A 19,683-nucleotide genomic window follows, 5' to 3' on the forward strand; every position below is an offset into this window, starting at 1 on the left:
TGTAAGTAAAAAACAGCCCCAAGCCTAATCAGGCCTTGGGGCTGTTTTCAATACCCGCAGACGGTAAGCATTTTTAGCGGTTTCACCTAAGTGATCAAGCAAATTATAGTTCGCATACGCCCCGACAGCAGCACCTATACCCGGCACCAGCTGGAGCATTTTAACAAAGTCAATATAATCCCGGTATTCCTGCTGAAATACCTTCCAGTCCATATCAGCCAATGTTTCCTTCCGGTCATCCCATTCTTCAATCAGCTTCAGTGTTTCTTTCCTTTTATCATCACTGGAAAATGCGAGCTGAAAAACGTGGAGGAGAAACAGGCGTTCTTCATAATCATTTGTATCAAATCCATATATGGAGGCAGATTCAAAAAGAAATTTCATCTTAATGCTCAGCAGTAAGGGAAAATCAGCTATGCCAAGGAGTATTCCCCCTGCCCCGGTTCCGGCACCCTCGACAGCAGCTGTTTTGCGGTATGTCGAAATCTTCTCTTCCAGCATGTGATCCATCATTTCCAGGCTGCAGCCGGCAGATTTTTTTCTGGTGAGTGCATTCGAACCAACCAAAGTGGCCTTTACCATATTCTTTATGCTGTCTGTGATAATTTGATGAGCTTTTTCAGGTATTATACTATTTACCTTTGTCTGAGCTTTTTTGGATAGACGATTCAGCAGACCGGAGCGCTTGTTGATCCGTCTCTTCCACTCTTCAATTTCATAATATGCCTTTAATTCATACTCCTTCATTTTCCTACCTGCCTTTTTTTCAGGATGACTCTATATACGCACAAAAGACAGAAATGGTTTCATTTTAAGCCCGGCTGCCTGCCAGCCGTTTCTGAATATAGATATGAGTATATATATATGCAAATAAAACTCCCACGGCTAAAGCCAAAAGCGAAGCCAGCCAGCCGCCATTTGCCAGTACAGCCATCGATAATAAGAGTGCCTGAACATACAGTATTCCTGTCAGCAGCTGTTTAAAGGACTTCTCCTTTATACCCCCTTTAACCGGATATAAATTCACCCACAGCTTATCCTGATGGTGATTCCATAAGGGCAGCAGCTGAAATCCGGTTAGGTACATGAATAGCGGCACAAGCAGGATTTGTCCCATTCCATACGAAATCAAATAAATTGCTCCAGCCCCAATAAGAGTTAAACGAATGAATAAACCGAAGTAATCACCCGAACGGAGAAATGTACGGACATATAGATTTTTAAAAGTTGCATCCTGTTTGAATGGAATACCTGAAAGCAGCCAATCAAGCCACTTCCTTCTCTTCACTCGGTCTTTCAGCTTTGGAACATCTGTAAACATATTGGCCAGCCTGTAGAAGGAGGTCATTCTTCTCTCTTCCTGATCAATCAAATATTCCCATTTCAGCCCTTTATCCCTGGATTTCATGGTAAAGAACAAATACAGCAGGATCAGCAGCACACCTGCTGCCAGCATGAAAATAGGGGAAGCGCCGCTAAAAAGAAAATATAGAAACACAGCGTTAACAGCATAACGGACACATGCATCCAATAGGTGTACGCTTGTTTCGATATAATATTGTATCTTCCAGCGTATCAGCAAATTGATCATTTTTAGCGTCAGCAGGATCAGCAGAAAGGGTAAAAACACTTTAAAATTGCCATCATTCACCGCTGCATACATCGGCATTAAAACTCCCAGACCCATTACAAGAAGATATGCATGCACAAAAAAACTGACTGCCATCGAACGTCTGAAATAACCTGAAAGCCTGTCTTCAAGCGGAAGCAGGAAAATTTTGTCTGCTTCAGAAAAGAATGTATAAATGGGGCTGTATGTAACCAGGAGAGCTAAGATGATTCCGATAATCACTGCAGCAGGAAAATCACCGGGCAGGGTTTTTATCCACTCCTGATAATAAAAAGCTGCAGTTCCCAGAAGAAACACCATGACAATGACAATATGGCCATTAAAAATATAACGGAGATAGCGGGAAAGCTCTTTGACCGTCCTCCCGAATCTCTCCTTCCATAATTGTTTTTCATTAAACATAATCTTCTTCCTTTGTTAGCTGGATATATAAATCATCGAGGGTTGCTCCCGGCATTGCAAATTGCTGCTGCAGCTCCGCTAATGTCCCCTTCGCTCTTACTTTTCCTTCATGTAAAATCACAAAACGATCACAATATCTTTCAGCGGTAGCAAGAATATGGGTGGACATAAGGATGCCGGCACCGCTCTCTTTCATTTTCTTCATCAAATCAAGAAGTGACTGAATGCCAAGCGGGTCCAGGCCTACAAATGGTTCATCAACAATGTATAATGACGGCTGCACCAAAAAAGCGCACATGATCATTACTTTCTGCTTCATCCCTTTAGAAAAATGAGCCGGAAACCATTTCAGTCTTTTTTCCATTCTGAATTCCTTCAGCAATGTTTCCACTCTTTGTTTATACTCTGTTTCAGGCAGACCGTATGCCATGGCTGTAATACGCAAATGCTCTTCTAATGTCAGTTCATCATACAAAATCGGGGTTTCCGGAACAAAAGTGAATTGCTTGCGATATCCTTCCTTATCCTTAAGGAATTGCATGCCATTGATCGATATTTCGCCCTCCTTCGGTTCCATTAAGCCAATTACATGTTTGATGGTCGTACTTTTTCCGGCTCCATTAAGGCCAATCAGGCCGACGATTTCATTTTCACCCACTTCAAAGGAGACATCCTTTAAGACCGGGTTTCTCGTATAGCCGCCGGTAACGTTTTTAATTTCAAGCAGCGCCATTCTCAACGTCCTTCCTACTATGTATAAGTCCATTGTAAAAAAAGCCAAAGTAAATTGTCCAGTTTGGGCAAAATTCCTGTATATAAATTACGGGGCGGGACATTCTAATCTATGAAGGGGAAACAAATCATTTGAACATCATTCAGATGATCAAAACTTGAAATGAGGTGTCTGTCGCAGACAGTTTCCTTTCAGTATAAGCTTCAAACGTTCCTAATAAGGGGATGGTTGCATTGCACATGAAACCTGATGATCTTAAACACTTGATCGCTTTACCCGAAAGTGGTCACTAAGTCATTTTTCAAATGAGGTGTTTGTTAAAGACTATCATCCATGCTTTATACGCCTGTAAAAGCTTATAAAGAAAATAAGGGGATGGTCCGATTGAACAAAGATCGATTTTCTCTAGATATGAACACAATTCATTCATAAATGAGGTGTTTGTTAAAGAGAATTTACCTGAAATAGAAACGTACCAATAGAAGCTTCCCCTTCACGAAGGCAGGATTCCAAGCGGATCCTGCCTTTTATTTTATGAATTATACTATCCATCCCCTTCTGCTTTTTTGTTTCTTGGAGGATATGGTAGAATTGTGAAAAAGATATTTGGTTAGGAGCTGACATAATGAACGATTGTATTTTCTGTAAAATAATCAATGGCGAGATTCCTTCAGCCAAAGTATTTGAAAATGACCATGTTATGGCATTTCTGGATATAAGCCAGGTCACAAAAGGGCATACACTTGTCATTCCGAAAGTACATAAAGAAAACTTGTATGAAATGGATGCTGAAACAGCCCGGAACTATTTCGAATCTATTCCGGAGATTGCCAGAGCCATCAAGGCCGAATTCGATCCAATTGGCCTGAATTTAATTAATAACAACGGTGAACACGCCGGGCAGACCGTTTTCCATTTCCACTCCCATCTTATTCCCCGTTATGGTAATGGAGATGGCTTAGGGGTTGTGTGGAAATCACATCAATCTGATTACTCAGCTTCAGATCTCAAGGAAATCTCTGATGCTATAAACAAGCATCTGTAACCCTCTGATCCTCCTGTTTCTGCAGGGGGAATTTTTTTTCCTCCAATTTTTCAAAATGTTCATTTTTTTCTCTGTACAAATCAATATAATTTGTTAACATATTAACTATCTTTATTTCTTCACAGCGTTATAGTGAATTGATTTTATATTTGGAGGGAGAAAAATGTACCGTGCTCTAAATTTTAATGCAGGTCCCGCAGCCCTGCCGGAAGAGGTATTAAAAGAAGCGGAAAAGAGTTTGCTGAACTTTGGCAATACAGGAATGGGCATAATGGAGCTGAGCCATAGAAGCAAGGAATATCAGGCAGTACATGATCAGGCAATTACACGCTTAAGAAGACTGCTGGCCATCCCGGATGACTTTGAAGTGCTTTTTATTCAGGGCGGGGCAAGTCTCCAGTTTTCCATGGTGCCGATGAACATGCTGGGAAAAGACCAGACAGCCCATTATGTTCTTAGTGGTTCCTGGTCAGAGAAAGCTTTAAAAGAAGCAGATAAAATTGGCGAAACCGTCATTTCTGCCTCCAGCAAGGATCAAAAATACAGCTTTATCCCCGAATTTAGTCAAGATGATATGCCGGACAATGCTGCCTATCTTCATATTACCAGCAACAATACAATTTACGGCACACAATGGCAAAGCTTTCCTTCAAATAAAAAAACACCTGTAGCAGCAGATATGTCAAGCGATATTTTAAGCCGTCCTTTGAAAGTAGACCAATTTGATTTGATCTATGCCGGTGCCCAGAAAAATCTCGGCCCTTCCGGTGTAACAGTAGTGATAATCCGAAAAGAACTATTAAAAAGATCTTCTGAAACGCTCCCTGTAATGCTGAATTACAATACATTTGCCAATAACAACTCTTTATATAACACACCTCCTACTCTTTCAATCTATTTACTGTCACTTGTGCTTCAGTGGGCAGAGCAGATAGGCGGCCTTGCGCAGATTGAAAAGGCCAATGAGAAGAAGGCAAAAATGCTCTATGATGTTATTGATGAAAGTGAAGGCTTTTACATAGGGCATGCCCATAAAAACAGCAGGTCCCGTATGAATGTTACTTTTAATCTTCACAGCGAAGATCTCTCCAGGGAATTTCAGATACAGGCAAAAGAAGCAGGGTTCATCGGGCTTGGCGGACACCGTTCTATCGGGGGGTGCCGCGCATCCATTTACAACGCTGTGCCAGAGGACCATGTTGAAAAGCTGGCCGCATTTATGAAAGCTTTTAAAAATAATAATTAGTAAATAAAACACCTTTGAATTACAGTAAAATATGTTATAATAAGTTAAAGTTTTTCGCTGCAGGCAAAGAGTGCACTGCAGGAGAGACGACAGAGCCTAGTCAGAGAATAGCAGAGGAGAGATGAGAATTGAATACAAAAAATTTAGTAGCCTTATCCCTATTGGTCGGGATGGGCGCAGTGCTTCATGCCGTTGTTCCAGGGTTCTTTCTCGGAATGAAACCGGACATGATGCTTACCATGATGTTTTTAGGCATAATCCTTTTTCCAGACACCAGAAGCGTTTTGCTTTTAGGTTTAGTTACAGGCCTGATTTCCGGATTTACCACAACCTTTCCTGGAGGATTAATCCCGAATATCATTGATAAGCCGGTTACTGCATTTACCTTTTTCGCCTTGTTCCTGATCGTAAAGAAATTCAGGAAGAATATCGTCAGTGCAGCTGTCTTAACAGCAGCAGGAACCATCGTATCCGGAATTGTGTTTTTAACTTCGGCATACCAGATTGTCGGACTGCCGGGACCTTTCACAGCATTATTTGCAGCAGTTGTACTTCCTGCAGCTGCAGTTAACACCGCTGCAATGGTAATCCTTTTTCCTGTAGCACAATCAATTGCAAACAGAACGAAGCTGACTAAAGTGACGATCAGCCAATAATTATACAGAAAGCCCGCAAATAAGCGGGCTTTTTTATTTGGAAACTATTAGAAACTGCCGACAATCAGGCCCAGCAGGAACAAAAACGCCCCGCCTGCCGCTAAAGCAGCCGCCCTTTTTTTAAAAACATACTTCGGAGGATAGACTCCGGGTTTCTTTATTGAAAGGAAAAAATGAATACCTCCTAAAAACAGCACCACACTTAACGCAAAAATTCCCGCCGCTGCTCCGGACAACCTGCCTCCCCCTTTCTCAAAACATTCTTCTATTGAATTGTATGCCTATTTGCCGGGAGCTATGAGGATATGGTTTACTCTTATATGTTTTGTGATATAGATATAGAAAGAACACTTTTATTTTCAGCTGTAGAAAAATGAAGATTGCAGTAAAATAGACTTATAAATAAGATTCTGAGGTGATGGTTATGAAAGCCAAATCGTTATTGCTTGGACTATTAGCTGGCGGTGCTGCAGCCGGCATATCCACCTTATTAACTGCACCTGCTTCAGGAAGGGATACCCGTCAGCAGTTAAAAGAAAACACAAACCTTCTGAAAGAGCAGCTTTTAGAATTAAAAACCGAATTGATGGCCATAAAGGATTCAGCTTCATTTGCTTCTAAGGAAGGTAAAACAGCCTTTAAGGAATTCTCAAGTGACATCAAATATTCAATCAGCAATTGGAAAAACGAGATCCTTCCCCATCAGCACAGGCTGCAGCGTGATTTGCAGGAAATTGAAGCAGCCATACACGAACTTGAAACAAATATAAAGTAAATAAAAAAACCCTTCTTTTTTCTTTAGTTAAAAAGAAGGATTTTTTTATTTTTGAACGAAAACTAATATATTATTAAAATGCTTCAAATTTTTTTAAAACTTTAATTGGGCTCTCATCCCTTGACCTTAAGCCTTTTATAGAAATATTTAATTATATTTCTAAAAATTTTGTAAATTTATATCTTTATTAATTTTTGTTTTATTGGCATAATGATACTATAAAAGAAAAATGAACTTCCGGCCGAATAGCCAGAATAATTAATTTTACAAAGTAGGTGAACTTTTGAATGTCGGACAAAGCAATTTCTATAAAGGAAGCAATGATTTTCAGCCAGAGAGTGGCACAGCTGAGTAAAGCCCTGTGGAAGTCTATAGAAAAGGATTGGCAGCAATGGATAAAACCCTACGATTTAAACATTAATGAACATCATATTTTATGGATTGCCTACCATTTAAACGGAGCATCGATTTCCGATGTTGCCAAGTTTGGTGTAATGCATGTTTCTACTGCATTCAACTTTTCCAAAAAGCTCGAAGAACGGGGTTTTCTTCAATTTTCTAAGAAAGAAAGCGATAAAAGAAATACCTACATTAAATTGACTGAGGATGGCGAAAAGGTATTATTAAGTCTTATGGAAACCTATTCACCTGAAAAAAACGCCGTGTTCTCTGGTGCAATGCCACTAAGAGAGCTTTATGGAAAATTTCCTGACATCATCGAAATCATGGCGATAGTCCGTAATATATATGGTGACGATTTCATGGAGATTTTTGAAAAATCCTTTGCAAACCTAGAAAATCAATTTGATGAAGATGATGGCAAATTAAAGAAAAAACAAGCAGAAAAGGAACTTGTTTAATTAAAAAAGTTCCTCCAGCAATATGTAAACCCTTACAAAGCGAATCACATGCATTCGCTTTGTATTTATGAAAACGGTTGCTCACTGCTTCACATTAGTTTCATTTTATTAAAGTTTTTTTTCGACAAAATCTGTTTGTTTTCCCTATTGATTTTTTTATTTATTCATCGTAAAGTATCATAAGTGAGTTTGAAAGATTACTATTTTACTCCTTGTGGAGGTATTTTTATGATGAATTGCTGGAAGACGATTAACTTCACGAAGCAATATGGATCGCAGAGACTTTTTATTTTGTCTTCCTTAACTATGCTGGCTACTTTCATATTTACATATGTTCCTGCAACGTATGTATTTATGCCAGGTTCCTTTTACGATAATTACTTCATTTTCTTTGCAGCGGGATTATGGCTGATGTATCCAGTCCATAAGCTGCTTCACTACCTTCCGATTGCACACCTTGGAATTATCGTAAAAAAACAGCTGATAATTAAATATGGATTTATGCCAATTATATATATCCGAATAACGGAGCCTATTTCAAAACGGCTTTTCCTGACTGCCACTCTGGCCCCTATGTTCATTATAAACAGTCTGATTCTGGCTGCTTGCTTTGTTTTTCCTCATTATGTACATTATTTAGTCATTCTGTTTGCTTTCCATGCAGGCCTTTCTTTTTCTGACATTGTCTGCGCCAAAAACGTCCTTAATGCTCCAAATCAATCTTATGTAGAAGAAAATGAAGATGGATTTGAGATTTTACTTCGTTCGAACTATTAGCAAAAATCCCGGGTATCCTGACAAAGGATACCTTTTACTTACCTGACAGGCAATCTTAAATACTATCTTTTTTTTGTAAACTTTGTTATTGTAATTAACAGACAAAACATGTTACAGCAATCATATGACTGCCCAAGGAGGGAATCTTGGATGATCTCCATCTTTATTATTTTTGCCGTTTTTATTTTATTTTATATCAACAAGATGACAAATTCGCTTTGTCTCCAAAAAGAGATTCCTGAGGAACGGCAGCCCAAAGTATTCAGAACCATTAACATTCTTATCACCATATTGCTAATCTCTTCATTTGTAGAAATCTTGTATGCTTAGGATATCCTGAGCGCTCTTACCATGAGCAAAAGCGGCGGAAAATTTCCGCCGCTTTTTATATTGTGAAGGTTTTTATCTTAGTAAAGCCAAGATGCTCCTATGATGATCAGCAAAATGAATAACACGACAATTAGCGCAAAACCTCCGCCGTATCCGCATCCTCCGGACATTTGGAATCCTCCTTTCGATTTGCGGCACAGAGCCCAGCAGATGGACTCTATACCCAAACTAGGCTTACAGCCAAGCTGCGCCTACAATTATCAATAAGATAAACAATACAACGATTAACGCGAAACCTCCGCCGTATCCTGCACCCATGGATAACACCTCCCCTTTAGGCTGCTACCATATCCTATTCATTTGCCTCTGTGGTCGGATAGGCTACTATCCCGGCTATCCAAACTTTTTTAGGCTGCTTGAATTTGAAACCTCCCATCAGAGGATTCCATGTATCATATGTACAATTGTCCTGAATGGGATGGGCGAACACCCAAATTTTTTTAAAAAACAATGGTTTATGGACCAAGCATTACTTTCTTCTTTTGTTATTTTTTTCATTTATGGTATAGTAGAGAATGTGATAATTGAAGGCACTGTGAAGGCAATTGCTGGTTTTTAGAAGTCTAAAAGTTCAGCAGAAGACAGCAGTCAAGCTCTCCAGAGCCAAATTTGAAAATTAATTTAGGAGTGTTCAACATGAAAAAATGGATGCTATCGCTCTCCATTGCAGCTGGAGTAATTGGATTAAGCGCATGCAGCAGCACCGGCGGCGACTCAGGAGATGTTGTTGTTGAAACAAAGAGCGGAAACATTACGAAGGACGAGCTTTATGAAGCAATGAAGGAAAAATACGGCGAACAGGCGCTCCAGGAGCTCATTTATGAAAAAGTTCTTTCTGATAAATACAAAGTAACAGACAAGGAACTTAACGCGAAAATTGATGAACTAAAACAGCAGCTTGGCGCTAACTTCGAGATGGCACTTATGCAATATGGCTATAAGGATGAAGAAGATTTAAGGGAAACCTTTAAAACAGGCTTACTTCAGGAAAAAGCCGCTATTAAAGATATTGAAGCAACAGAAAAAGAAGTTAAAGAATACTACGATAACTACAAGCCGGAAATTAAAGCACGCCATATCCTGGTAGAGGATGAAAAAACGGCGAACGAAGTAAAGAAAAAGCTTGATGAAGGCGGAAAATTTGAAGATCTGGCCAAAGAATACTCTAAAGATCCTGGATCTGCTGCAAATGGCGGAGATTTAGGCTGGTTCGGCCCAGGTAAAATGGTTCCTGAATTCGAAGAGGCAGCTTATGCCCTTGATGTGAATGAAATCAGCGCTCCTGTTCAATCAGAACATGGTTTCCATATTATTCAGGTAACTGAGAAAAAAGAGAAGAAGTCCTTTGATGAAATGAAGAAGGAAATGGAATATCAAGTAAAAGTCTCCAAGCTTGATGGCGAGAAAATACAGCAGGCAATGGATCGTGAACTAAAGGCTGCTGATGTTGATATTAAAGATAAGGAACTAAAAGGAGTTCTTGATAAACCTAAAGCTGAAGGTGAAGCTGGAACTGAAGCAAAATAAAAAAACGGGGCTCCATGCTGCATGCTGGAGTCCCGTTTTTTATGTGTTATTAAAGTCAGCCTGCTGATGCTTTAGCGGATTTCCGCTCTTCTTTTTCCCGTTCAAGACGCTTCATATAAATTTCACCCTCGCGTTCTATGCTGTCATGCTCCACTTTTTTCTCTTCCCTGCCTGTTCTTACCGCCATATATGCACTTATAACGATTCCGGCTGCAACAAAATATACCCAAATTGGAATCATCTGTTTCCCCTCTTTCTTTTCATATGGTTGTCCATTTACTATAAAATGTATGCTAATCCCGGTAAAATATGATAGACAAGCAATAAAGTGAAACTTCAATCAGTGGGGTTTTTTATCCCCCACTGATTGTTAGTTGAACCAATCGGGCATATACGGGCAGTTTGCCCCCCACTTATCCTCCTCTGATTTCTCTGAGTTTTGAAGTGGGGTCCTTACTTCCCTTTAGACTGCAATAAAAATGCCATCCTTTCCCATTAGGAAGGATGGCATTTTTTATTTATGAAAACTAGGTTTATAGAATGAACGGTTATCCAGAGCAAATACCCGCTCCGAGAATTCTCCAGGTTTTACCCTTTCAAGAGCTCTATCAAGCATATTCATTTTTGCATCAATATTATCAATATAATGAAGTATTTCTGCTTCCTTGATTAGCGGCGGCTTCGGACTGCCCCATTCTGCTTTACCGTGATGGGACAAGACCAGGTGCTGAAGGACCATAATCTCTTCACCGCTGATTCCCAGTTCCTCAGCAGCTTTTCCTATTTCATTGATCATAATGGTTATATGCCCTAGCAGGTTTCCTTCTATTGTGTAGGATGTTGATATCGGTCCGGACAGCTCAGTAATTTTCCCTAAATCGTGCAGGATGACTCCAGCGTACAATAAGTCCTTATCCAGGCTTGGGTACAAACCGGAAATTACTTTAGCCAAATCCAGCATAGAAACAACATGATAGGCAAGACCGGAAACGAATTCATGATGATTCTTGGTAGCGGCCGGATATTCAAGAAAGTCTTTCTGATGCTTCTTCAGTAAATGACGGGTGATCCGCTGGATGTTTGGATTTTTCATTTCAAATATATATTGAGTGATTTTACTCATCATTTCATCAGTACTTAGGGGTGCTGTTTCGAGAAAGTCTGCCAGCTTCACCGGATCAGTTGGAGAGGCCGGCCGTATTTGGCGGATTCTTAACTGATTGCGTCCACGGTAATTTAAAATATCCCCCGCCACTTTTACAATAGTTTCAGGACTGTAATTTTTGGCATCTTCATCAGACACATCCCAAAGCTTTGCTTCAATTTCCCCGCTTTGGTCCTGGAAGATAAGGGTCAAGAACGGCTTTCCATTACTCGCAATTCCCTTAGTTGCATTTTTGATGAGCAGAAAAAGCTCGATTTGTTCTCCTACTTCGTAATAAACAATTCCTTTTGACATACGCGCGCCGACGCTCCCTTCACGAGGTTGTTTAAAAAGGGCATTCAGAAACAGATAAATCTTTTGCAGCCTCTTTAAACATGCAATTCTATTAACCTAGTATACCATACTGATACGGCACTCTCCTAAATAATCATGTCATTTGCCCGCCATTAAAACCCATTCACTTTTACATGAATGGGTTCTATTAATACAATGCAGTAAATCCTCTCGATGTCTTTAAGGAATGGTACCTCTGTCATCATTAGACAGACAGCTTTTCCTTTATAACGGACTGTATCTGCTCTTCCTGAAAATACGGCAGAAGATGTTTATGACAAGTGAAAAATAAAACTTGCCGATTTGTAAGGCTTTTTAACAGATTAATCATTCTTTCTGTTCGGACATGATCAAAATTTACAAAGCTATCATCAATAATAATGGGAAATGGGTATTTTCCATAAATCGTCATGGCGAGTGCAAGTCTAAAGGATACGTATATCTGTTCCGCAGTCGCCTGGCTCAGCTCTTTGGCTTCAAAAATTGCTCCTGTCCTGCTTTCTATGAGAAAACCGCTCCCTTCCTCTTTAGGAAAAATCCGTACATAGCGGCCATTGGTTAAATAAGAAAGATAGTGCTCTGCTTTATCCAGCATTTTTGGCAAGCGCTCATTTTTAAAGCTTCTTATCGTTCGATCTAATATATCCTTGGCAGCAGCATATTTTGCCCACTCCCTTGCTTCTGCTTCAAACTCAGATTTCAGCAAAGCGAATTTATGCAGAAGTTCCGCATATGTTCCGCCCTCTTCTAGAATTCCAATTTCATGTTTTACTTCTGCAAGCTTGCTCTGCAGACCAGGAATTCTTTCCTTGAGCTGAGCAGCTTTTTCGCTAACGGCTTGGATCTCCGCTTCCGGTTTTGTCACATTGGAATATTTTCCGATTTCCTCCTGTGAAAAAGAGTTATGGTTCATTTGCTTGCGGACCTGTTTTATCTGTTCTTCAAGTTCTGCTAATTTCTGTGCTTCAGCTGCTTTTTCCCGGTATTCATCCGAATTATCAGTGCCTGCGCTTGAGAACAGGTTCTTGCATTCATTTTGAAAGTGGCTAAGTTCGGCAAGCACTGTGCTGAGTTCCAGCTTTAACTCTTGAAGCTTGGCTTCTCTTTCACCCTGCTTGATCTGTTTTTCCGTTTCTTCCTTCAGTCTTTTTTTCAGCTGATAGCCGATTTCCTGAATACTTCCCGGCTCGCTGTTTAATAGAGTCTTTAGCTTTTGAAAAGTTTGGAGCTTCTCATTGATTCCCTTTTCTGCTGATGCCTTTCTTTCAAGGGTGTATTTTTTTTCCCTGGTAAGGACTTTCAGCTTTTCAATCAGACTAAAAGCCTCGCTTAAATAGTTTTTGGCAATTTCAGAAGGAAGCAGCAGCTGTTTCCCCAGCTGCAGGAGTTCACATTCAAGTTCGGCAGATTCCTTTTCCCATTTTTCAAAGGAGTTAATGACCTTTTCATATTTTTCATTTGTTTGTTCAAGCTGAAATTGTAATTGGATAAGCTGATTTTGCCTTTCGCTGTCTTTCTTCAGCTGCGCCTCCAGGCTCGCAGCATGCTGAATGTCAGGATGCTTCAATTTCTCCAGCAGTGATTGTTCTTTTTCACTCAGGGCTTTTATCTCCTCTTTAATAAAGCTGACCTCTCCCTTAGGCTCCTTTTTGTTTGCACTGGCAATACAAAAGGCTGCGCCTATCAAACCTGCACCGGCAATCACCCATAATTGACTAAAGATTCCCCAGCCTGCAAAAGCAGCAAACAGAACTCCTAAAAACAAAAGCTGCCTCTTTTCCCGGTATGCTTTTTGCTGTCTTTTTTCCTGTTCCTTTTTTTCTGTTTTATGAAGGAACTGAAGCCTTTCCTGAGTATCCTGCAGCTCTTTTTCGATATTATTCTTATTCGCGGTGAAGCTCAGTGTTTCTTCAATGGCCGCACGTTCGTCCTCCGTAAGAAGCAGCCCAGTCAATTCGCCAATTTTCTGTTCCGTATTCTCCAGCGCCGACCTTTCATCGTTAAACCGCCCGTCCAGCTCCAGTTTCATTGCTTGCTGATGATTTCGCCGGGAATTAACCGCATTAATCTTTTCCTTCATAAAAACACTCGTATCAGCCTGTTCAAGCTGCTGTTCTTCAATTTGAAGATGAAGTCTTTCCTGAAGATTTATAATTTCCTCTGAGATATTACCCAGCTTTATTGATAATTCTTTTTCCTCTTGAATTAATCTATCCAGCAGCGGCAGCCCCTCAACTGCTGCATTGATTTGCGGCTCATGCTTTAGGAGCAAATGATCAGCCTGACTGCTTTCCAGCTCTTGTTCCAAAATGCTTATTCTGGATTCCAGACTGGCTCTTCGCCCTTCCAGCGGCTTTATCAGGCTTTCAAGCTTCTCCAATAGAGAAAGCCCATTTGCCGGAAAATGCAAGTCTTTAAATCTTCCCCTTTCTTTGATCAGCTCCTGCTCCATAGCTAATAAAGGATAGAATTCGTTCCACTCTTTTAGACGGGATAGCTTCTGCTGGTATTGCTCCAACTCATGCTGTATTCTCTGTAAATCGTTTGCGATACTTTCTTTTTCCTGCAGCAATATCCAATAATGCTCATTATTCTGCTCCGCTTTTTTCAAATCCCGATGCAGCTGCTTCATCTCTTTCAGCTTTACATTAAGAGTTGGCTTTTTTCCGTTTGGCTTAAAGCGGCTTTCCAATTCCTTTTGAAGTATATTTTCAGCAGAAACGAGATGATCCGTACCAAGTGAACCTGCTGAAAACAAATACCTGCCCAAATCCTCACCCTTCATTTGGTTCACATTTTGCAGTCCATGAATATTAAAAGAGAAAACAGATTGGTATAAGTTTTTGTCAATATGGTGAAGGAGTTCGCTTAAAAGGTCTTCTCCTCCCCTGGTACCATCCTCAAGAAGGACGCTGACATCACCTGACGCTTTGCCTTTAACCCGCTCTATGACCGCCTTCCCTCTATCAGGAAAAACAGCGGTAATCCTGCCGCCATATTTTGCACCTTCCTTAGGCTCATACCTTAATTCCGATTGGGTCTTTGCCGGAAAGCCAAAAAGAACGCTATGAATAAAAGACATGATGGTAGATTTGCCTGCCTCATTTTCTCCGTAAATAACCTGCAGGGATTGAATATCGTCAAGTATAAAGTCAGTAAGCTTTCCATAACCGTAAATTTGTATGTCTGTAATTATCAAGGGTCCACCTCCATTCATTGTCCTCAATCTTTGTATAATAGGCCCACCAGCAGTGCTTCGGCTTCCTCTGCGATTCTCTGTTTTTCATCCTTCGTGAGTTCATTCATAAATCTTCTTGCCAAGGGATGTGAATACAAGGGCAAGGCACTTTGAGTGCGCTCTGCAAACTGATCCGCAGTTTTAAAAAGCTCACTGAAAAAATCTGATTCATGTGCCAGCTTTTCTTTATTCCACATTCTTTTTTCGTTTACTGTAATACCTGAAATCCATACAAATGATTCCTCATCTGCCTCTTCCTCCTGCAGCGTTTCGAGGAGCTCGCCATTGGTTATGCTTCTTAATTCGTGATCAGGCATGCCTGTTTCTGTAAGTGTCAGATTCAGGACTGTTCCCCGCCTGTTTTGGCGCTTTTCTTCCATCAAATTTAAGCAAATATCATATACTTCCTGATAGTTCTCCAGTCCTGAAGCATCTATTTCTGCATTTTCCCAGATTACAGGAGCAGCTTCCAGAAACTCCGTCTTTGCACCAGAAGTATTAAGCTCAACTAAATAGCATCCTTTGGGACCGGTTTCTTTCCGGTTTCTCCCCTGTATATTACCGGGGTATATGACGGGCGGCTCGGAAATGATGACTTCCCGTTTATGTATATGTCCAAGAGCCCAATAATCAAAGCCTTTTCCCAGCAAATCATTTATTCGGAACGGCGCATATGGATCATGATCACTGCTGCCTTCAAAAGAGCCATGAAGTATTCCAATATGCAGATCAGCTCCATCTTCCCTGCTGTATTGATCGATCATCCTTTCCAGCACATGTCTCTTAGGATAGCTGAAACCGTAGAGATGAACAGATGTACCATTTTCAGCAGTATGCTTCACCACTTCAACCTCATGGGAAAAAATATGGACATTTTCCGGCATTGGCAAATGGGCCCATCGGCCATCCATATGATCATGGTTACCATGTACTGCATAAACAGCAATCCCGCATTCAGCAAGCCGCTCCATCTCCTTCCGAAAACGGGTTTGTGCTTTTATGCTCCTGTCTTCACCGTCAAATAAATCTCCGGCTAAAATGACAAAGTCCACAGAATGGAAAATGGCTAAATCAATTATTTTGGTAAAAGCATCGAAGGTACTTTCCTGAAGCTTTTTAAATATGGCTCCGGGCAAATGCTTCAAACCGGACATTGGACTATCCAGGTGCAAGTCAGCAGCGTGAATAAACGTAACCCTTTTCATGTAAACTTCCTCTCATTCCTTTTCTTTCATTTTACCTCATTCAAAAAGCGAATGCACGTTCCTATTCGAATTGATTTTAGATATCTCTTTCCTGAGTTTTCTTAAATGGTTTTAGCCAGGGAAGCTTGTGCATAAAAATGTACAAGACTCCTTCTTGAGGACTGGAATAAAACTTCAAGGAGAACTTTAAGGGCGGAGTGGTATATTGGGAATTGGAATTTATTTAAGTTATGTGTTTCTCGGACTGTCTCTGGCAGCTCCAATTGGGCCGGTTAATGCCGTCAGGCTTGAAAAAGGGATAAAAAATGGATTTTGGCATGCGTGGATTGTTGGAGTGGGCTCGATGTTTGCTGATGGGTTTTATATGCTGGCTGTATACCTTGGACTCGTCCATTTTTTGGACACCCCAGTTGTACAGATCTTCCTGTGGCTTTTTGGAGGATTTATTCTTTTATATACGGGGATCGAAAGTATTGTAAATGCCAATAAAATTTCCATAAGCTATGTGCGCAGCCAGGATTCATTGTTTAAATGCTTTTTCTCCGGATTTATTATGTCCATATCCAGCCCTCTTTCGATTTTGTTTTGGCTCGGCATTTATGGATCTGTACTTGCAAAAACAGCCGCGGCTTATGGAAACACAGAGCTCTTTTTATACAGTACCATGATTTTTCTGGGACTGATGCTTTGGGATCTATTTGTCGCAGGATTGACCACAGGTTTTCGCAGATTCCTGACCTCCAAAGGAATCATCATCATATCGATTCTTTCAGGATTATCACTTATTGGATTCGGGGCTTATTTTGCATTAGAAGGATTAAAGGCATTATTTGCATAACGAATTACATTGAAAAGCTCCGTTTCTTAAAGACGGAGCTTTTCTCATAGGGCCTATTATTAAAGATAATTAATTTTCTTAAAAATTCTGTCCGTTGATTTCCACTTCGGGCACTTGCTTTCCGTGGGGCGTGCGGTGAGCCTCCTCGACGCTATGCGTCTGCGGGGTCTCACCTGTCACGCTGCTCCCACTGGAGTCAAGCGCCCTCCGCTCCAATCAACTCAGCGGTTAAGCTAAATTATCTGTCTAAAAGCAAAATACTTTTATAACCATCCTGATTATTCGTTTTTAGTAAGCTGTAATGCTTTTTTAATATCTTTAAATGAATTGGATTTACCATACATTAATACTCCGCCCCTGTATACTCTCGCTCCAAAGACAGCGAGAAGTATAATGGAAACAAGAAGGATCGTAATTCCGAGAATCGGCTCCCATACCGGCAGTGACAGCATCCCCACTCTCATGAACATGAGCATCGGAGTAAAGAATGGAATATAAGACGTGATCGTTACAAAGGAAGCTTCCGGCTGGCTTAAGCCAAACATAGCAATCATAAAGCCTGCCACAACCATCATGGTCATTGGCGTAATCATCTGCTGGATATCTTCAATCCTGCTTACAAGGGAACCAAGAAAAGCCGCCAGTGTGGCGTACAGGAAATATCCAAGAATGAAAAAGATGAGTGCATAAGCGATAGTCGAGGCCGGAATGTTTCCAAATCCAAAGAATTCAAAAAAGCCGCCTTCCATCGTATCAAGATTTTGTTTGACTGAAAAATAACCAACTAATAGTATGAGTGCCATTTGTGTCAGGCTAAGCAGCCCGATTCCCAATATTTTTGCGAACATCTGCTTGATTGGTGAGACACTGGATATCAGAATTTCCATGACACGGGAAGACTTTTCTGTCGCTACCTCCATGGCAATCATATTAGCGTATAAGATGACTGCAAAATAAATGATGAATAACAGAACATAAACGAGTCCTCTTGCCTGATTCAGTTCTTCTTCTGTTTTAGCGTTATCTTCAAGAGCTGTCTTATCAAAAGGCACCGGCTCATACAGTTTGCTTAATTGTTCCGGGCTAAGGTTTATTTGATTGGCGGCCATTTGCGTTTTAAGCTGCTGCAGCCCGCCCTGCAATTCGGATGGGATTGCTGAATCGGCTATACTTCTTGCTTTATAGGCTGCTTCAGGCAGCTCTTCTTCTGTAAATGATAACAGTAAAAGTCCTTTATACTTTTCATCCTTAACAGCATTTTCTCCTTCTGCCTCTGACCCTTTGTAAGCAATTAAAGATATATTGTTATTCAGGGCATCCATTTGTTCCTGAAGAGGAGCTAACAGCACCCCTGTCTCATCGATTACTGCAATTCGTTCTTCATCGTCCTTATTAAAATAATCAATAATACCGGATAAGTTGGCAAGCCCTGCAACTATCGCCACAGTAATGAGGGTCGTAACAATAAATGACTTGGTCTTCAGCTTGCTTAAATAAGTATGAAGAAGAATCGTCATAAAGTTATTCATAGGAAGCACCAGCCTTTTCTATAAAAATATCATTCAGAGACGGCTCTTCCAAAACAAATTTACGGACAAACCCCTTCTCAGCAACTTCTCTGAAAATGGCTTCAGCGGCATCTTCACCGGAAATCTGCAGCTGAATGCCCTCGGCTGTCTGTCTGGCTTTCACCACTCCCCTGCTATCCTTTAAAAAGCTCAAATCATAATCGGCATGGATAACCAGATTCTTTCTGCCGAAGGAACGTTTAATTTCTTTTAAAGACCCGTGCACTACCGGCCGTCCTTTTTGCATGATGCATAAATGCTCACAAAGCTCTTCTACATGCTCCATCCTATGTGAGGAAAAAACAATCGTTGTACCGTTATCCCTTAACTCCAGTACAGCATCCTTCAGCAGTTCTACATTAACCGGATCCAATCCGCTGAATGGTTCATCCAGAATTAAAAGCTTTGGCTTATGTATAACTGCAGTAATAAACTGGATTTTCTGCTGGTTTCCTTTTGAAAGCTCTTCAATTTTTTTATTGGCATATTCAGGAACTTTGAATCTCTCGAGCCAATAAGTTAATTCCTTTAAGCAGTCCTGCTTTGCCATCCCTCTCAGCTTAGCTAAATAGATAACCTGATCCTTGACCTTCAGCTTTGGATATAAGCCTCTTTCTTCAGGAAGGTAGCCTATCAGCGGGCTGGTTGAATAATCGATGGGATTTCCATTCCACGTGATCTTTCCTCCGCTGGGATCCAATAGTCCCAGTATCATTCGGAAAGTAGTCGTTTTACCGGCTCCATTCGCCCCCAGGAATCCAAACATCTCACTTTCGGGAATAGAAAGCGACAAATCGTCCACTGCCGTAAACTTTCCAAAGCGCTTTGTTACATGCTCAAGCTCTAAAGCCATTTCGAATTCCTCCTTTTCCTATTTAGCAATACGTATAGAAAAGGAAAAAAGTTCCCTGATTTAAACATTTTTTCCGAATAAATTTTGCACATTCTAAGAAATTATGCAAGAATAATAGTAACTATCTGAATTTTATAATAAGAGGGGAGTCTCAGTATGAAGACTTACAAGCTTACTGCATTTGAACAGAATGGAGAAAAGATACTGGATGAAGCATTCCAGGCAGCTTCTGATGACGAAGCTAAGAGTGTTGGAGAAAATCTCCTTAAGGAAAAAGGGCTGGATGAGAAAACTCACCGCTGCACTTCTCCTGCGGGCAAGCTGATACTGTTTCATAGATAGAAAGAAAAGCAAAGGGCTCTGCTTAAACTGGCACCTATTTCAAGGACAATATAAAAAAAGAGGTTAAGCAGCTAGAAGATGATTCCTATATTGAATGGGG

Annotated in this window: 22 protein-coding genes; 10 read left to right on the forward strand and 12 right to left on the reverse strand. The window is 40.6% G+C overall.

What is annotated here, in order from left to right; all coding sequences use genetic code 11:
• Positions 1-24: 24 nt before the first annotated feature.
• The 3 genes from ACTHRG_RS09030 to ACTHRG_RS09040 all read right to left on the reverse strand — a co-directional run bounded on the left by ACTHRG_RS09030 (position 25) and on the right by ACTHRG_RS09040 (position 2,765).
• Entirely contained in the window at positions 25-747 is a 723-nt protein-coding gene (locus ACTHRG_RS09030; protein WP_076261128.1) for an EcsC family protein, read from the reverse strand.
• Between the two features lie 64 nt (positions 748-811).
• Positions 812-2,032 carry an ABC transporter permease gene (locus ACTHRG_RS09035; RefSeq protein ID WP_076261125.1) on the reverse strand — a complete coding sequence of 407 codons (1,221 nt, stop codon included), beginning with the start codon at positions 2,030-2,032 and terminating at the stop codon, positions 812-814.
• Positions 2,025-2,765 (reverse strand): ABC transporter ATP-binding protein, encoded by a 741-nt coding sequence (locus ACTHRG_RS09040; protein WP_076261122.1) that lies wholly within the window; start codon positions 2,763-2,765, stop codon positions 2,025-2,027. Before ACTHRG_RS09040 ends, ACTHRG_RS09035 begins: the two co-directional genes overlap by 8 nt.
• A 625-nt stretch (positions 2,766-3,390) precedes the next feature.
• Between ACTHRG_RS09040 and ACTHRG_RS09045 the strand changes: the two genes are divergently transcribed.
• From ACTHRG_RS09045 to ACTHRG_RS09055, 3 genes are all read left to right on the forward strand, one after another.
• Positions 3,391-3,810, forward strand: a complete 420-nt coding sequence (locus tag ACTHRG_RS09045; protein WP_076261119.1) for an HIT family protein — start codon at positions 3,391-3,393, stop codon at positions 3,808-3,810.
• A 163-nt stretch (positions 3,811-3,973) separates the two neighbouring features.
• A complete protein-coding gene (gene serC / locus ACTHRG_RS09050; RefSeq protein ID WP_076261117.1) occupies positions 3,974-5,056 on the forward strand; it encodes a 3-phosphoserine/phosphohydroxythreonine transaminase in 1,083 nt (360 codons plus the stop codon).
• Between the two features lie 128 nt (positions 5,057-5,184).
• Positions 5,185-5,712 (forward strand): tryptophan transporter, encoded by a 528-nt coding sequence (locus ACTHRG_RS09055; protein WP_076261114.1) that lies wholly within the window; start codon positions 5,185-5,187, stop codon positions 5,710-5,712.
• A 47-nt stretch (positions 5,713-5,759) separates the two neighbouring features.
• On the opposite strand, the gene ACTHRG_RS09060 is transcribed toward ACTHRG_RS09055, so the two are convergent.
• Positions 5,760-5,948 (reverse strand): hypothetical protein, encoded by a 189-nt coding sequence (locus ACTHRG_RS09060; protein ID WP_076261112.1) that lies wholly within the window; start codon positions 5,946-5,948, stop codon positions 5,760-5,762.
• Positions 5,949-6,136: 188 nt separating this feature from the next.
• Here ACTHRG_RS09060 and ACTHRG_RS09065 point away from each other — a divergent pair, with 188 nt between their 5' ends.
• The 4 genes from ACTHRG_RS09065 (at position 6,137) to ACTHRG_RS09080 (ending at position 8,454) form a co-directional block, all read left to right on the forward strand.
• Positions 6,137-6,487, forward strand: coding sequence for a YtxH domain-containing protein (locus ACTHRG_RS09065; RefSeq protein WP_076261109.1), 351 nt, complete (start codon positions 6,137-6,139; stop codon positions 6,485-6,487).
• A gap of 287 nt (positions 6,488-6,774) precedes the next feature.
• A complete protein-coding gene (locus ACTHRG_RS09070) occupies positions 6,775-7,347 on the forward strand; it encodes an HTH-type transcriptional regulator Hpr (RefSeq protein ID WP_076261107.1) in 573 nt (190 codons plus the stop codon).
• A 228-nt stretch (positions 7,348-7,575) separates the two neighbouring features.
• Positions 7,576-8,124 carry a DUF3267 domain-containing protein gene (locus ACTHRG_RS09075; RefSeq protein ID WP_076261104.1) on the forward strand — a complete coding sequence of 183 codons (549 nt, stop codon included), beginning with the start codon at positions 7,576-7,578 and terminating at the stop codon, positions 8,122-8,124.
• A gap of 150 nt (positions 8,125-8,274) precedes the next feature.
• On the forward strand, positions 8,275-8,454 hold the full coding sequence (locus tag ACTHRG_RS09080; RefSeq protein ID WP_009331432.1) for a hypothetical protein: 180 nt from the start codon (positions 8,275-8,277) through the stop codon (positions 8,452-8,454).
• Positions 8,455-8,531: 77 nt separating this feature from the next.
• On the opposite strand, the gene ACTHRG_RS09085 is transcribed toward ACTHRG_RS09080, so the two are convergent.
• The gene (locus ACTHRG_RS09085; protein ID WP_076261102.1) at positions 8,532-8,624 is read right to left on the reverse strand and encodes a YjcZ family sporulation protein; all 93 of its coding nucleotides are present in this window, start codon (positions 8,622-8,624) and stop codon (positions 8,532-8,534) included.
• Positions 8,625-8,688: 64 nt separating this feature from the next.
• Positions 8,689-8,772, reverse strand: coding sequence for a YjcZ family sporulation protein (locus ACTHRG_RS09090; protein ID WP_064503397.1), 84 nt, complete (start codon positions 8,770-8,772; stop codon positions 8,689-8,691).
• A 378-nt stretch (positions 8,773-9,150) separates the two neighbouring features.
• Here ACTHRG_RS09090 and ACTHRG_RS09095 point away from each other — a divergent pair, with 378 nt between their 5' ends.
• Positions 9,151-10,041: a peptidylprolyl isomerase gene (locus ACTHRG_RS09095; protein ID WP_076261099.1), complete on the forward strand. Its 891-nt coding sequence runs from the start codon at positions 9,151-9,153 to the stop codon at positions 10,039-10,041.
• A gap of 55 nt (positions 10,042-10,096) precedes the next feature.
• On the opposite strand, the gene ACTHRG_RS09100 is transcribed toward ACTHRG_RS09095, so the two are convergent.
• From ACTHRG_RS09100 to ACTHRG_RS09115, 4 genes are all read right to left on the reverse strand, one after another.
• Positions 10,097-10,282 (reverse strand): sporulation YhaL family protein, encoded by a 186-nt coding sequence (locus ACTHRG_RS09100; RefSeq protein ID WP_061794339.1) that lies wholly within the window; start codon positions 10,280-10,282, stop codon positions 10,097-10,099.
• A 273-nt stretch (positions 10,283-10,555) separates the two neighbouring features.
• Positions 10,556-11,500 (reverse strand): 3'-5' exoribonuclease YhaM, encoded by a 945-nt coding sequence (gene yhaM / locus ACTHRG_RS09105; protein ID WP_048010717.1) that lies wholly within the window; start codon positions 11,498-11,500, stop codon positions 10,556-10,558.
• Between the two features lie 244 nt (positions 11,501-11,744).
• Positions 11,745-14,738, reverse strand: a complete 2,994-nt coding sequence (locus tag ACTHRG_RS09110) for an ATP-binding protein (protein ID WP_076261096.1) — start codon at positions 14,736-14,738, stop codon at positions 11,745-11,747.
• Between the two features lie 23 nt (positions 14,739-14,761).
• Positions 14,762-15,982 (reverse strand): metallophosphoesterase family protein, encoded by a 1,221-nt coding sequence (locus tag ACTHRG_RS09115; protein ID WP_076261093.1) that lies wholly within the window; start codon positions 15,980-15,982, stop codon positions 14,762-14,764.
• Positions 15,983-16,187: 205 nt separating this feature from the next.
• Here ACTHRG_RS09115 and ACTHRG_RS09120 point away from each other — a divergent pair, with 205 nt between their 5' ends.
• A complete protein-coding gene (locus ACTHRG_RS09120) occupies positions 16,188-16,820 on the forward strand; it encodes a LysE family transporter (protein ID WP_076261090.1) in 633 nt (210 codons plus the stop codon).
• A gap of 278 nt (positions 16,821-17,098) precedes the next feature.
• Here ACTHRG_RS09120 and ACTHRG_RS09125 read toward each other — a convergent pair whose 3' ends face one another.
• Together ACTHRG_RS09125 and ACTHRG_RS09130 are read right to left on the reverse strand one after the other, a co-directional pair.
• Positions 17,099-18,349 (reverse strand): ABC transporter permease, encoded by a 1,251-nt coding sequence (locus ACTHRG_RS09125; protein WP_076261088.1) that lies wholly within the window; start codon positions 18,347-18,349, stop codon positions 17,099-17,101.
• Positions 18,342-19,241 carry an ABC transporter ATP-binding protein gene (locus ACTHRG_RS09130; protein WP_076261086.1) on the reverse strand — a complete coding sequence of 300 codons (900 nt, stop codon included), beginning with the start codon at positions 19,239-19,241 and terminating at the stop codon, positions 18,342-18,344. Before ACTHRG_RS09130 ends, ACTHRG_RS09125 begins: the two co-directional genes overlap by 8 nt.
• Positions 19,242-19,397: 156 nt before the next feature.
• Between ACTHRG_RS09130 and ACTHRG_RS09135 the strand changes: the two genes are divergently transcribed.
• Positions 19,398-19,583 (forward strand): YhzD family protein, encoded by a 186-nt coding sequence (locus ACTHRG_RS09135; RefSeq protein WP_076261084.1) that lies wholly within the window; start codon positions 19,398-19,400, stop codon positions 19,581-19,583.
• Positions 19,584-19,683 lie beyond the last annotated feature (100 nt).

This window comes from Cytobacillus sp. SAFR-174 (genome assembly GCF_051964675.1).
GTDB lineage: Bacteria > Bacillota > Bacilli > Bacillales > Cytobacillaceae > Cytobacillus.